The organism is Streptomyces sp. NPDC085927 (assembly GCF_044540975.1).
In the GTDB taxonomy this organism is placed as follows: domain Bacteria; phylum Actinomycetota; class Actinomycetes; order Streptomycetales; family Streptomycetaceae; genus Streptomyces; species Streptomyces hirsutus.
In genome coordinates this window covers 17,008-30,751 of the sequence record NZ_JBITSN010000015.1, presented here as the reverse complement: position 1 = coordinate 30,751, position 13,744 = coordinate 17,008, and the positions used below count along the sequence as shown (strand labels likewise).

Genomic DNA, 13,744 nt, shown 5'->3' with positions numbered 1-13,744 from the left:
AGTCATGTCTGAGAACACTGGCGCCGGCCCCGAGGCGGCGTCCTACAAGACCGCGGGCGTCGACATCGACGCGGGTGACCGAGCGGTCGACCTGATGAAGGAATGGGTCAGGAAGACCCGGCGTCCCGAGGTCCTCGGCGGCCTCGGGGGCTTCGCCGGCCTCTTCGACGTCTCCGCGCTCAAGAACTACGAGCGTCCCCTGCTCGCCTCCGCCACGGACGGTGTCGGCACCAAGGTCGACATCGCCCGCCGGATGGGCGTCTACGACACCATCGGCCACGACCTGGTCGCCATGGTGATGGACGACATCGTGGTGTGCGGCGCGGAGCCGCTGTTCATGACCGACTACATCTGCGTCGGCAAGGTCCACCCCGAGCGGGTCGCCGCGATCGTCAAGGGCATCGCCGAGGGCTGTGTGCTGGCCGGCTGCGCCCTGGTCGGCGGTGAGACGGCCGAGCACCCGGGCCTGCTGGGCGAGGACGACTTCGACGTCGCCGGCGCCGGTACGGGCGTCGTGGAGGCCGACCGGCTGCTCGGCGCGGACCGTATCCGCGAGGGCGACACGGTCATCGCCATGGCGGCCTCCGGACTCCACTCGAACGGGTATTCGCTGGTCCGGCACGTTCTGCTGAACCACGCCGGACTCGCCCTGGAGCGTCACGTCGACGACCTGGGCCGCACCCTCGGCGAGGAGCTCCTGGAGCCCACCCGGATCTACTCGCTGGACTGCCTGGCCCTGATCTCCACCACCGAGGTGCACGCCTTCAGCCACGTCACCGGCGGCGGCCTCGCGGCCAACCTGGCCCGCGTCGTCCCCGACGGACTGCACGCGGTCGTGGACCGCTCCAGCTGGACCCCTGGCCCGGTCTTCGACCTCGTCGGCCGGACCGGTTCGGTCGAGCGCCTGGAGCTGGAGCGGACCCTCAACATGGGCGTCGGCATGATCGCGATCGTGCCGGAGGAGTCCACGGACGTGGCGCTGACCACCCTGGCCGACCGAGGGCTGGACGCCTGGGTGGCCGGCGAGATCACCGGCCGCGGCGACCGGACCGCGGGAGCGGAACTGGTGGGTGACTACGCGGGCTGAGCGAGCCGGGTGCTCGGCGTCCTGGCGCCGAGCACGCGGAGCATGCGAAGGACACCGGGCATGCCGAGCACACCCGGTACGGCGGCGGCCCGCGTCGGCGGGCAGCACAGAACCCGGTCGGTGACCGGAGTCACCGACCGGGCTGATGATTCAGTGCAGGGTCAAGCGCCACGACGCTGTGGCGGGGACTGGCCGTCCTCGTCCTCGTCGTCGTCCTCATAGAGGTCGGCGTACCGTGCGTACAGGTCGTCGTCCTGCTCATCGTCCTCAACAGGGTCACCAATGACATTCGGTGACGTGTTCGAAGGCGATGCACCCAGCTCCTCGGCCAGGCGTGCGAGGTCCGTCCCACCGCTGTTGTACTTCAGCTGGCGGGCGACCTTCGTCTGCTTGGCCTTGGCCCGGCCGCGCCCCATGGCTCGACCCCCTCAACGACGGGGCTCGACGGCCCCAGAGTCTTGACACGCGTTCATGGTCCGGAACGGACTCTCCATGGAGAGGCCGGTCCGTAGGGCTCCCACGGTACCTGAGCCCACGCCCATACGGTACGTCGCCCGCATGACGTGCCCCCGTCCGGGGCCCTCGGAGCACCCTGTTCTCCCTGGTCACATGCGATTTCAAGCACTTGTCGGGGGGCGACCCGCCGGGAGAAGTGAGAGTTCTCTCGAAGTGGCACTCCACGGGTACCGGCCAAATGTGCGAACGGAGGGCGGGGGCGGACCCACCGGCCCGCCCCCGCCCTCCGTTCGCACACGCCCCGTACGCGCCTTGACGCGTCACGCAGGCGCCCGTACACGCCCTGTACGCATCATGGCCTTGTCCCGTACGGCTCCCGTACGGCTCCCGTACGGCTCCCGCACGGGCTTCAGCGTGACGCGCGCGCCTCCGCCATCCGCTGTTCGGCGATCCGGTCGGCCGCCGCGGCCGGCGGAATCCCGTCCGACTTCGCACGTGCGAATATGGCGAGCGTGGTGTCGAAGATCTTCGCCGCCTTCGCCCTGCACCGGTCGAAGTCGAAGCCGTGCAGCTCGTCGGCGACCTGGATGACCCCGCCGGCGTTCACCACGTAGTCCGGCGCGTAGAGGATCCCGCGGTCGGCGAGGTCCTTCTCGACACCCGGGTGGGCGAGCTGGTTGTTGGCGGCGCCGCAGACCACCGCGGCGGTCAGCACCGGCACGCTGTCGTCGTTCAGCGCGCCGCCCAGTGCGCACGGGGCGTACACGTCCAGGCCCTCGGTGCGGATCAGCGCCTCGGTGTCGGCGACGGCCGTGACGCCCTGCGGGTGCCGGTCCAGGACCCGCCGTACGGCGTCCTCGCGCACGTCGGTGATCACGACCTCGGCGCCCTCCTTGCGCAGGTGGTCGACCAGGTGGTGGCCGACCTTGCCGACGCCCGCCACGCCGATCCTGCGGTCGCGCAGCGAGGGGTCGCCCCACAGGTGCTGGGCCGAGGCCCGCATCCCCTGGTAGACGCCGAACGCGGTGAGGACGGACGAGTCGCCGGCGCCGCCGTTCTCGGGGGAGCGGCCGGTGGTCCAGCGGCACTCGCGGGCCACGACGTCCATGTCGGCGACATAGGTGCCGACGTCGCAGGCGGTGACGTACCGGCCGCCCAGCGAGGCGACGAACCGGCCGTAGGCGAGCAGCAGCTCCTCGGTCTTGTCCGTCCCGGGGTCGCCGATGATCACTGCCTTGCCGCCGCCGTGGTCGAGACCGGCCATGGCGTTCTTGTACGACATCCCGCGCGCGAGGTTCAGCGCGTCGGCGACGGCCTCCTCCTCGGTCGCGTACGGGTAGAAGCGCGTGCCGCCGAGGGCGGGGCCCAGAGCGGTGGAGTGGAGGGCGATGACGGCCTTGAGGCCACTGGCACGGTCCTGGCAGAGCACAACTTGCTCGTGACCGCCCTGCTCCGAACGGAACAGGGTGTGCAGGACGCCGTCAGATACGTCGGTCACGGTGGTGACTCCTGAGTAAGTAGCGGCGGGTGGACACAGTTCCCGAAACTTCCCCGCGCTTGTGGCTGTGGGGGCGATGGCGGAGGCTGTGAGCACGAGATTAGGGCCTGCCGCCGGTGAGGGCGGCAACGTGTCCAGGATCACCCTCGCACGGCTTCTCGGGCAGGAACGCCGTGCGACGATTCGCCCGGATGACCCGTATGTCCGCGCCATCCGTCCGCCGCCCGGGCGTCCGTGGGCGGACCCGCAGGTTTTCGCGCCGGTGCGCGGGGGAGGGAGCAGGCGTGCCCAAGGTCTCCTCGGTGATCGTCCCCTACGCGACCTACCTGCGCGTGTACGAACCGCTGACCGCCTTCCCCGAGCCGGAGCGCGGTCACTGGACCCGTTACGCCCGCCGCCCCGACCTCCCCTCCTACCAGGACGAACTCCGTCTGGCCCTGGCCGACGTCGTGCCGACGCCGCCGGTCCCGGTCCCGGCGCGGGAGAGCGAGGACGCGTTCGTGCTGGAGGTCGACGGCGTGGTCTGCGTCTGTCCCTGGCGCACCCGGCTGCGCGGCTGGCAGGCCCTGGGGGAACTCGCCGAGGAGTTCCCCCTGCCGGTCCTGGACGCGCTCCTGCCCCCGTTCGTACGGCGTCAGGCCGCCGAGGACTACGAGCGCTGGCTGACCGCCCACCCCGACGCCCGGCCGTGGATCCGCACCGCGACCTGGCAGGTGCCGATCAACTGGTTCGTGCTGGTCTCGGACGAGGAGCGCGAGTACGACGAGGGCTCCCGGAGCTCTCCCGGTTCCGTCGGCTCCGCGGGCTCCGCCGGCGAGGCCCCCGTACTGCGGTACCGCACTCCCATGGTCGAGGCGCGCCGGCGGGTGGCGCGCGGGCTGCGGGCGCTGAGGACCGCCATGGACGAGGGACCGCTGATCGACGGCCTGGTGGACGTGGGGCGCTGGCTGGAGGAGTTCCACCCGCGCTCACTGGTCGAACTGGACTACGGAGGCCTGGTGCACGCCCTGCCGGCCGGCGCGCTGGAGGACGACCACTCCGCGGCGGACGTGGCCGAGGGGATCGCGGCGCTGCGCCGCGGTGACGGGGTGGCCGCGGGGGAGGCCTACGGGCGGCTGGTGGAGCGCTGGCGCTCGGTCCGGGACCTGCGGTCGGCCAACTGACGCCCGGCCGCGGTAACGAACTGGCGTTTGACCAAACGCCCTTCTTGGGGTTTTGTCGTCGCCCTGAGGTTTCGTCACCCCGAACCGGACAACGGACGTACCCGCCTATCCGGGCGTATGTCCCAAGCGGGTCAAGGGTGACGGACCGCACGTACGCGGCCCTTGCGCCGCTTGCCCCCCCTCGTGCCAAAATAGGACAAGGAGTCCGGGGAGGGCTCCTCCGTCCTGCTGTGCTCGACTATGGGCGGAATCTCGGCATTGCGTGCTTTGGGGGGTCCAGTGCCTCCTGATCGCGGCTGTGACTGATCGTCACAGCCGCGTGACTGTCCGCTATGGCATGGTCCATCGGCTTCCGCGGCTGATGAACACCTGGGAGGGCAATTCCATCGGTTTGGCCGACGCGGCTGGACGGATGGTGTAGTTGTAGTGCCGAGGACAAGCCGTTCGTCCTATAACCGACTCGACTCGCGTCCGCCATTTCGGGCAACGCGGGTCAAGGTGCAGAATTTAGAGGAAAGAACCGAGAAGGTTCGGTTCTCCCGAGGAGGCCGCTCATGACCGCTCGCACCCCTGATGCCGAGCCGCTGCTGACCCCGGCTGAGGTCGCCACCATGTTCCGCGTCGACCCGAAGACGGTCACGCGTTGGGCGAAGGCCGGCAAGCTCACGTCGATCCGCACGCTCGGCGGGCATCGCCGCTACCGCGAAGCCGAGGTCCGCGCCCTGCTCGCGGGCATTCCGCAGCAGCGCAGCGAGGCCTGAACAACTGAATAACCCGGACAAACCGGCTGGTCCCCCAACTCGCCGAGGTGTTCGGACCCCTAGCTCCACACGACGTGGGGACTGCCCCAACAGGCCCCTCGCCCAAGCCGATCAGAGCTTTCCCGGCAGCTGAACCGGGTGCGTCGTCGATCGCGCTGGACTCCGCCGAGTCCAGCGCGATTTTTTTGTGCGGTGCGCCGCCGGGGGTGGTGTGTCGGTGCGGTCCGCACGCGGTCCGTGCGGTGCCCGTGCACGGGCCCGTCCGGCTCCGGGGGCGCCTGGGAGGTCACCTGTGCGGAGGTTTGTGCGGACCTCCGGGGGGAGTGCAATTGCACATATTAAATTGACTTGTTGTAGGGGGCGGGTAAGTGCCGGACTTCCCGAAACTCATGGGGTGACACCCGTCACATGCCGGTCGTCTTGTTGGGCCACCGGCATATGCGTTAGAGCGGCGGGCGCCGGGCCCGAGGGGGAGCAACTCGGGTGCGGGGCCAGGGGACTGGGCGGCTGGGGCTGCTGGGTCAGGCAGTGGGAGCGCCCTCGCCTTCGACGCGTCGCGGCGGGCGCTCCGTGGACTCGGCCGGCCGTGAGGGCTCGGCGGTGTGCGAGGGCGGCTCGGCGGGCTCGGTGGGTTCGGTGCGCTCGACGGTGGGGGGCGCGGAGTCCATGGCCAGCCGCAACAGGCGGTGGCAGACCGGACAGTGGCGGGTGAGATGCCCGAACGACGAGGCGGCCGCCAGATGCGCGCGGAGCAGCGCCTGCGTCTCGTGCCTGGCCGGTGCCGGCATGTGCCACCTCCCGTGGCCGCACCGAGGGCGGCCCTGCTGTCTGAGGTACCCAGGGAATCCCGCCCCGTCAAGGCGTTCGGGCCCCCGCCGGGGGGCCGCAGAGGCGCGCGAAGCGGAGCGAGGGCCTCCCGAACCCTCAGGACCACCTGAAAGGCCCTCAGTCGGCCGGTGAGGGGCGTTGAGCGCGGTTGTCGGCGATGGGGGGAGGGTGGGGGTGTGTGGAGGGGAGCGCGGAGCATATGGGACGGGTCCCACTGTGAGGGTGGGCCGGAGACGCGAGAAGGGCCCCGCCTGACGGCGGGGCCCTTCTCGATCGTGCGGTCCTGACGGGATTTGAACCCGCGGCCTCCACCTTGACAGGGTGGCGAGCACTCCAAACTGCTCCACAGGACCTGGGGCCCCTCCCAGGCCTTTGAGGCACTGGGGGAGTTTCGCAGTGCGATTGCTGCCTTGCGCTGCGAAAAGAGACTGTACAGGAGCCACGGCCCGCTGGTCGAACTCACCGTGTGTGGCGTTCGTGTCACGGAGCGGCGGCGTCGATCGCCTTCACGATCCGCTTGTCCGAGACCGGGTACGCCGTGCCCAGGGCGTGGGCGAAATAGCTGACCCGGAGCTCCTCGATCATCCAGCGGATGTCCAGCACCTGCTGCGGCACCGGACGTCCCTGGGGCAGCTGTTCCAGCAACCAGGCGTACTCGTCCCGCATCTCGTGGACCTTCTCCATGCGGGTCGTGTCCCGCTGGACGTTCGCCGGCATCTGCTGGAGGCGGCGGTCCACGGCCACCAGGTACCGCATCAGGTCCGGCAGCCGGCGCAGTCCCGCCTCGGTCACGAACCCCGGTTTCACCAGGGCGTCCAACTGGCCGCGCACATCCTGGAGGTTGGCCAGCAGCGCGGGGCTGCGTACGGCCTTCAGCCGTCGCTCGCACGCCTGCCAGGCGGCCAGCACCTGCTGCACCTGGCCCACCGCGCGGACGGTCGTGTCGACGATCTCGGCGCGCACCTTGTCGTACAGCTTGCGGTACGACTCCTCGTCCCACACGGGCCCGTCGAAGTCCGCGATCAGCCGGTCCGCCGCCGCCATCGCGCAGTCGTCGAACAGCGCCTGGATGGAACCGTGCGGATTCGCCGACAGGGCGAGCTTCTGGGCGTTCGTCAACTTCTCGGATGCGAACTTCGCGGGGTTCACCGGGATATTGCGCAGGATCAGACGACGCGTGCCCTTCCACATCGCCGGCTGCTGTTCCGCCTCCGTGTCGAAGAGACGTACGGAGACCGTGTCGCCGTCGTCGACCAGGGCGGGGAACGCCTTCACCGGCTGACCGGCCCGCCGTGTCTCGAAGACACGGGTCAGCGTGCCGACGGTCCAGTCGGTCAGACCCGTCCGTTCCAGCGACTCACCGCCCTCGCGCTGGGCCGTGGCGGCCGCCGCCTGGGAGAGGGCCTGGCGGGCCTTCGGCTTCAGCCGGAGCCGGAGCGCCTCCAGGTCCTTGTCCTCGGCGATCTTCCGGCGCCGCTCGTCGACGATCCGGAAGGTGACCTTCAAGTGGTCGGGGACCTTGGACCAGTCGAAGTCGTCCGCGTCGAACGGCACCCCGACCATCCGCTTCAGCTCGCGGGCCAGCGCCGTGGTCAGCGGCTCCTGGAGGGACTGCGTTCCCTTGCGCCCCTCCGGGGACGACACCCGCTCCAGGAACGCCTTCGCGTAGTTCGGCGCCGGCACGTAGTTGCGGCGGATCGGCTTGGGGAGGGAACGGATCAGCTCCGTGACGACCTCCTCCCGCAGACCCGGGATCTGCCAGTCGAAGCCCTCGTCCGTGACCTGGTTCAGCACCTGGAGCGGCACGTGGACCGTCACCCCGTCCGCGTCCGCACCCGGTTCGAACTGGTACGTCACCCGGAACGTGAGGTCACCCTGCCGCCAGGAGTCCGGGTAGTCGGCCTTGCTGACGGCCTGAGCCGACTCGCGGATGAGCATCTCGCGCTCGAAGTCGAGGAAGTCCGGCTGCTCGTGCCGTTTGCGCTTCCACCACGAGTCGAAGTGCGCCCCCGACACGACGTCTTCGGGCACCCGCTGGTCGTAGAAGTCGAACAGGGTCTCGTCGTCGACCAGGATGTTCCGGCGCCGCGCCCGGTGCTCCAGCTCCTCGACCTCGGTGAGCAGCCTGCGGTTGTCCGCGAAGAACTTGTGGTGCGTGCGCCAGTCGCCCTCGACCAGCGCGTTGCGGATGAACAGCTCGCGCGACACCTCGGCGTCGATCCGGCCGTAGTTCACCTTCCGCTGGGCGACGATCGGTACGCCGTACAGCGTGACCTTCTCGTACGCCATCACCGCGGCCTGGTCCTTCTCCCAGTGCGGCTCGCTGTACGTGCGCTTCAGCAGGTGCCCGGCGAGCGGCTCGACCCACTCCGGCTCGACCTTCGCGTTGACCCGCGCCCACAGCCGGGACGTCTCGACGAGCTCCGCCGACATCACGAACCGCGGCGGCTTCTTGAACAGCGCCGAACCCGGGAAGATCGCGAACTTGGCGTTGCGCGCGCCCACGTACTCGTTGCGCCCGCCGCCGTCCTTGCGCCCGCTCCCGTCCTTGCGGCCGGTCTGACCGGAGTCCTTCGACTCCTTCACGTCCTTCATCCCGATGTGGGAGAGCAGGCCCGAGAGGAGGGAGATGTGGATGCGGTCGCCGGGGGCGTCCTCCTCGTTGAGGTGGATGCCCATCTGCTTGGCGACCGTGCGCAGCTGCGTGTAGATGTCCTGCCATTCACGGATCCGCAGGAAGTTCAGGTACTCCTGCTTGCACATGCGGCGGAAGGACGACGAGCCGCGCTCCTTCTGCTGCTCCCGCACATAGCGCCACAGGTTGAGGTAGGCGAGGAAGTCGCTGGTCTCGTCCCGGAACCGGGCATGCTGCTGGTCCGCCTGGGTCTGCTTGTCGGCCGGCCGTTCGCGCGGGTCCTGGATGGACAGCGCCGCCGCGATCACCATGACCTCGCGGACACAGCCGTTGCGGTCCGCCTCCAGCACCATGCGCGCCAGCCGCGGGTCGACCGGCAGCTGGGCGAGCTTGCGCCCGGTCTCCGTCAGCCGCTTGCGGGGGTCCTTCTGCGCCGGATCCAGCGCGTTGAGCTCCTGGAGCAGCTGCACGCCGTCGCGGATGTTCCGGTGGTCCGGCGGGTCGATGAAGGGGAACTTCTCGATCTCGCCGAGGCCCGCCGCCGTCATCTGCAGGATGACCGACGCCAGGTTGGTGCGGAGGATCTCCGCGTCCGTGAACTCCGGGCGGGTGACGAAGTCGTCCTCGCTGTACAGCCGGATGCAGATGCCGTCCGACGTACGCCCGCAGCGGCCCTTGCGCTGGTTGGCGCTGGCCTGCGACACCGGCTCGATCGGCAGCCGCTGCACCTTGGTCCGGTGGCTGTAGCGGGAGATCCGCGCGAACCCGGGGTCGATGACGTACTTGATGCCCGGCACCGTCAGTGACGTCTCCGCGACGTTGGTCGCCAGAACGATCCTGCGGCCGCTGTGCTGCTGGAAGACACGGTGCTGCTCGGCGTGCGAGAGCCGCGCGTAGAGCGGCAGCACCTCGGTGCTGTGCCAATCAGCGCCTCCGGCACGGGGGTACGCCTTCTTCGTCAGCGCGTCCGCCGTGTCCCGGATCTCCCGCTCGCCGGACAGGAAGACCAGGATGTCGCCGGGCCCCTCGGCCATCAGCTCGTCGACCGCGTCCGTGATCGCGGTGATCTGGTCGCGGTCGGAGTCCTCCGAGTCCTCCTCGAGCAGCGGCCGGTACCGCACCTCGACGGGATACGTACGACCGCTGACCTCGACGATCGGGGCGTCGCCGAAGTGCCGGGAGAACCGCTCCGGGTCGATGGTCGCCGAGGTGATGACGACCTTCAGGTCCGGGCGCCTGGGCAGCAGCTGGGCGAGGTAGCCCAGCAGGAAGTCGATGTTCAGCGACCGCTCGTGGGCCTCGTCGATGATGATCGTGTCGTAGGCGCGCAGCTCACGGTCCGTCTGGATCTCGGCGAGCAGGATGCCGTCGGTCATCAGCTTCACGAAGGTGGACTCCGGGCTCACCTGGTCGGTGAAGCGCACCTTCCAGCCGACGGCCTCCCCGAGGGGGGTGTCCAGTTCCTCCGCGACCCGCTCCGCGACCGTGCGGGCGGCGATCCGACGGGGCTGCGTGTGCCCGATCATCCCGCGGACGCCCCGGCCCAGCTCCATACAGATCTTCGGGATCTGCGTGGTCTTGCCGGAACCCGTCTCACCCGCGACGATCACCACCTGGTGATCGCGGATGGCCTCGGCGATCACGTCCTTCTTCTGGCTGACCGGCAACTGCTCCGGATACGTGACCACCGGCACCCGCGCCCGCCGCCGGGCCATCCGTTCCTCGGCCTTGGCGACCTCCGCCTCGAGCTCACCGAGCACGGCGGCCTTGGCCTCCGGCTTACGGATCTTGCGCGCACCTTCGAGCCTGCGTCCGAGCCGCTGCGTGTCGCGCAGCGAGAGCTCGGTCAGGCGAGAGGCGAGAGCGCCGAAGGAAGGGGCGCCGGAGGGGGCGCCGGAGGAGGGGGCGGAGGCAGGATGCGTGGACATACGGGAACCAGGATCTCATTCTCGAGAATTCTGTGGCGAACGGTTTTGGCCCGCCTGCCCGGCCCTCACCGCACTTCGAGCCGCCAGGACCGGTGAGTGCACGAGAACACCCCCTCCGGAACCCGGAGGGGGTGTGTGGTGTGGCTGGGGCCGGGGTCGAACCGGCGACCTATCGCTTTTCAGGCGATCGCTCGTACCAACTGAGCTACCCAGCCACGAGGTTTCATGTGAAACCTCAGCGGTCCTGACGGGATTTGAACCCGCGGCCTCCACCTTGACAGGGTGGCGAGCACTCCAAACTGCTCCACAGGACCAAGCTTCGTACGACAGTGTCGCACAGGGTGGTGCGTGCCCCCAACGGGATTCGAACCCGTGCTACCGCCTTGAAAGGGCGGCGTCCTAGGCCGCTAGACGATGAGGGCTATCGGCCCGCCTGGGCGCTTCTCAGCGCGTCGGGGACGTCCGAAGCATATGTGATGCCGGGAGGGATCGCCAAAACGGTTTACGGGGCGGGTGCCGAAGAGGTGGGAGAGGGGAGCCGGGCGGGCGGCAGGGACGACGGCGGGGAAGGGGAGCCGGAAGGGGAATCGGCAGGTGAACCCGTGGGTGACCCCGACGGGGAGCCGGAGGGAGCACCGGACGGAGAGCCGGACGGGGACGCGCCCGGCTGGTTCTCCTCCGGGAGGTGCCGGCTGACCTCTGCCGTGGTCAGGCCCAGGCCGCCCAGCCTGATCGCGTCCCAGGCCTGGAGACGGCGGGTGTCGCGGTCGAAGTAGAGGATCGAGGTCTCGATCGGGTCGGGGTGTTCGCCCTCGATCGCGCGCAGACCGCTGCCGCCGGTGGAGCCTTCGATGCGGAGCCGGGTGCCGTACTTCATGACCTCGGTCTTCTGGCGGTGGACGTGCCCGGCCAGGACGAGGGGCACCGTGCCGTCCACCTCGCGGGCCGCCGACGGTTCATGTGCGACGGCCACGTCGACCGGGGTGCCGGCGGCCCGCTGGTCACGCAGGGCGGAGGCCAGCCGGGCGCCCGCGAGTTCCTGGGACTGCTCGGCGCCGGGTTTCGTGGAGCGGTCCGGGGTGAACTGCGGGTCGCCGATGCCGGCGAAGCGCAGGCCCGCGACGGTTCTGGCCCGCCCGTCGTCCAGGACGTGGACGTTCTCGAGGCCTTCGAGATAGCGCTGGGTGACGGGCGAGTCGTGGTTGCCGCGGACCCAGACGTAGGGGGCGCCGAGGTCCTCGATGGGGTCGAGGAATCCGTTCTCGGCGGCGGTGCCGTGGTCCATGGTGTCGCCGGAGTCGACGATGACGTCCACCCGGTACTGATCGACGAGTGAGGCGATGATCGCCCAGCTCGCGGGGTTGAGGTGGATGTCGGAGACGTGCAGGACCCGGAGGGTGGTCGGGTCGGGCTGGTAGGCGGGGAGCGTGGAGGTGGCGTCGTAGAGCTTCGTCACGTTGGTGACCAGGCGGGCCAGCTCCTTCTGGTAGACGTCGAACTCCGTGACGATGCTGCGGGCGTTGCCGACCAGGGAGGGCGCCGAGGAGAGCAGCCCGGAGAACCTCGGTTCGAGGACGGAGTCCGGGTTCCAGGTGGCGTACGCGGTGCCGCCGGACGCAGCCAGAAGGGTGAGGGCGAGGCCGCCCGCGGCCAGGGCCCGGCGCGGGCGGCGGTAGACGGCGAGACCGAGAGCGGTGGCACCGGTGACGACGGCGACGACGGAGCGCACGGCGAGGTCGGCGGTGCCGCGGGTGATGTCCTGGGTGACTTCGTCCTGGAGGCCGGAGAGGCGCTCGGGGCGGTCCACGAGGGCCTGGGAGCGGGCGGGGTCCAGCTGGTCGACGTTCACGTCGAGGCGGACGGGGGCGTGGTGGCTGTCGAGTTCGAGGGCTCCCAGGGGAGACACGTTGATCTTCGTGCCGCCCGTGAGGGACGGGCGCAGGGTCATGGTCGTGTCCATGGGGCCGACGGGGACGCGCACATTGCCCACGATCAGCAGGCCGAGCCAGGCGCCCAGCAGGACGACGGCGAAGAGTCCGACGACGCGCTTCCAGGGGCGGGGCGGCCGGGCGGCGAGTGTGGTGGTGACGGCCGTCGCCGTGGTGGCGGGACGGCGGGAGCGGTGACGGCGGGCGAGGGCTCGCGGGACCCTTCGGATGCGGTGTCGGAGGTTCCTGACTGCGGCGGGGACGCGTGCCATTGATCCCGTATGCCCATACGGCGCGCCGGATATGCGGGGCGCCCGGCGGGACTCGTACGGATGGGTCATGGCCGACAATGACCCTGTGCTGGAGATGACGCGTGGGGAGTTCGAGGAACTGGTCGCCGAGGCGCTCGACCGGATCCCGCCGGAGCTGACGCGGCTGATGGACAACGTCGCGGTGTTCGTCGAGGACGAGCCGCCGGCGGACGATCCCGAGCTGCTGGGGCTGTACGAGGGGACGCCGCTGACCGAGCGGGGCGAGTGGTACGCGGGGGTGCTGCCGGACCGGATCACCATCTACCGGGGACCGACCCTGCGGATGTGCGAGTCCCGGGAGGACGTCGTCGCCGAGGCGGAGATCACCGTGGTGCACGAGATCGCGCATCACTTCGGAATCGACGACGCCCGGCTGCACGCACTCGGCTACGGATAGGTCACCGGCGTGTCACCGGTGTGCTGACGGCGTGTCCTCTTGCGGGTGGCGGGAGTTGGGCAGTCCGACCCAGCATCCCGACCGGAGGTGGCCTCGTGCGCCCCTTGTACGTACCAGTCCGCCTGGCCGCCACCGTCCTGGCCGTCGCCGCTGCCGCCGGCTGCATGAGCGTCGGCGGGGAGGGGCCGGCCGGGGCCGAGCCGTCGCCCTCCGCGGGCCGTTCGGACGGCGAGGTGCCCGGTGGGGGGCCCGAGGCGCCGGGCGGCAAGGGCGGTCATGGTGCCGCGGCGGCCGAGGGCGCGAGCGAGCACCGCGAGGGCCGCGGCAGGAAGGGCGAGCAGGGCAAACGGAGGAAGGGCGGGGTGGGAGCCTCGTCCGCCGCCGAGGCGTCGCCCTCCCCGGGGGTGAGCGGGCCGGTGCCGGACGAGGGCGGGCCGGGCGAGCCGGCGGGGCCGACCTCCGACAGCCGGCCGGAACCGCCGGAGCCCACCCGGCCGGCGGATCCGGAGCCCACACAGGCGCCGCCGGAGCCCTCGGCCCCGCCGGAGCCGACGGCCGCGGAGCCGTCCTCGTCGGCGCACGAGCCGCCGGAGGCCCAGATGGTGCACCGGGAACCCGCACCGGAGGCGGGGGCTCCGGTCTAGGAAACCGCTTCGGCGCCCCGTCCCGCCGCTGTGAGCTCCCGGTTTGCTTTTGGGGGTACAGGGTGCGTATGGTGGCAGATCGTTTGATCCTATTTGCCCGGCGCCACT

10 protein-coding genes and 4 tRNA genes are annotated in these 13,744 nt (G+C 70.4%); 5 read left to right on the top strand and 9 right to left on the bottom strand.

Annotated features, from left to right (window positions below; all coding sequences use genetic code 11):
- Positions 1–4 precede the first annotated feature (4 nt).
- Positions 5–1,087: a phosphoribosylformylglycinamidine cyclo-ligase gene (gene purM, locus ACIF80_RS29885; protein WP_399810305.1), complete on the top strand. Its 1,083-nt coding sequence runs from the start codon at positions 5–7 to the stop codon at positions 1,085–1,087.
- A gap of 161 nt (positions 1,088–1,248) precedes the next feature.
- Here the strand turns inward: purM and ACIF80_RS29880 are convergent, their stop codons facing one another.
- Positions 1,249–1,503 carry a DUF3073 domain-containing protein gene (locus tag ACIF80_RS29880; RefSeq protein WP_399810304.1) on the bottom strand — a complete coding sequence of 85 codons (255 nt, stop codon included), beginning with the start codon at positions 1,501–1,503 and terminating at the stop codon, positions 1,249–1,251.
- Positions 1,504–1,952: 449 nt separating this feature from the next.
- Positions 1,953–3,041, bottom strand: coding sequence for a Leu/Phe/Val dehydrogenase (locus ACIF80_RS29875; RefSeq protein ID WP_399810303.1), 1,089 nt, complete (start codon positions 3,039–3,041; stop codon positions 1,953–1,955).
- A gap of 284 nt (positions 3,042–3,325) precedes the next feature.
- Between ACIF80_RS29875 and ACIF80_RS29870 the strand changes: the two genes are divergently transcribed.
- On the top strand, positions 3,326–4,204 hold the full coding sequence (locus ACIF80_RS29870) for a hypothetical protein (protein ID WP_399810301.1): 879 nt from the start codon (positions 3,326–3,328) through the stop codon (positions 4,202–4,204).
- A gap of 554 nt (positions 4,205–4,758) precedes the next feature.
- Positions 4,759–4,965 (top strand): developmental transcriptional regulator BldC, encoded by a 207-nt coding sequence (gene bldC / locus ACIF80_RS29865; RefSeq protein ID WP_003949541.1) that lies wholly within the window; start codon positions 4,759–4,761, stop codon positions 4,963–4,965.
- A 521-nt stretch (positions 4,966–5,486) separates the two neighbouring features.
- On the opposite strand, the gene ACIF80_RS29860 is transcribed toward bldC, so the two are convergent.
- The 7 genes from ACIF80_RS29860 to ACIF80_RS29830 form a co-directional block, all read right to left on the bottom strand.
- The gene (locus ACIF80_RS29860) at positions 5,487–5,753 is read right to left on the bottom strand and encodes a DUF6274 family protein (protein WP_399810299.1); all 267 of its coding nucleotides are present in this window, start codon (positions 5,751–5,753) and stop codon (positions 5,487–5,489) included.
- A gap of 318 nt (positions 5,754–6,071) precedes the next feature.
- Positions 6,072–6,146 (bottom strand) — tRNA-Asp (locus ACIF80_RS29855).
- Between the two features lie 127 nt (positions 6,147–6,273).
- Entirely contained in the window at positions 6,274–10,356 is a 4,083-nt protein-coding gene (gene hrpA, locus ACIF80_RS29850; protein ID WP_399810297.1) for an ATP-dependent RNA helicase HrpA, read from the bottom strand.
- A gap of 141 nt (positions 10,357–10,497) precedes the next feature.
- Positions 10,498–10,571 (bottom strand) — tRNA-Phe (locus ACIF80_RS29845).
- Positions 10,572–10,595: 24 nt separating this feature from the next.
- Positions 10,596–10,670 (bottom strand) — tRNA-Asp (locus tag ACIF80_RS29840).
- Between the two features lie 35 nt (positions 10,671–10,705).
- Positions 10,706–10,778: transfer RNA gene (locus ACIF80_RS29835), tRNA-Glu, on the bottom strand.
- Between the two features lie 80 nt (positions 10,779–10,858).
- Complete coding sequence (locus ACIF80_RS29830) at positions 10,859–12,556, bottom strand: metallophosphoesterase (RefSeq protein WP_399810295.1); 1,698 nt, start codon at positions 12,554–12,556, stop codon at positions 10,859–10,861.
- An 85-nt stretch (positions 12,557–12,641) separates the two neighbouring features.
- On the opposite strand from ACIF80_RS29830, the gene ACIF80_RS29825 reads away from it, so the two are divergent.
- Both ACIF80_RS29825 and ACIF80_RS29820 read left to right on the top strand, forming a co-directional pair.
- Positions 12,642–12,992, top strand: a complete 351-nt coding sequence (locus ACIF80_RS29825) for a metallopeptidase family protein (protein WP_055593280.1) — start codon at positions 12,642–12,644, stop codon at positions 12,990–12,992.
- A 95-nt stretch (positions 12,993–13,087) separates the two neighbouring features.
- Positions 13,088–13,636 carry a hypothetical protein gene (locus ACIF80_RS29820; RefSeq protein ID WP_399810293.1) on the top strand — a complete coding sequence of 183 codons (549 nt, stop codon included), beginning with the start codon at positions 13,088–13,090 and terminating at the stop codon, positions 13,634–13,636.
- Positions 13,637–13,744: the final 108 nt, after the last annotated feature.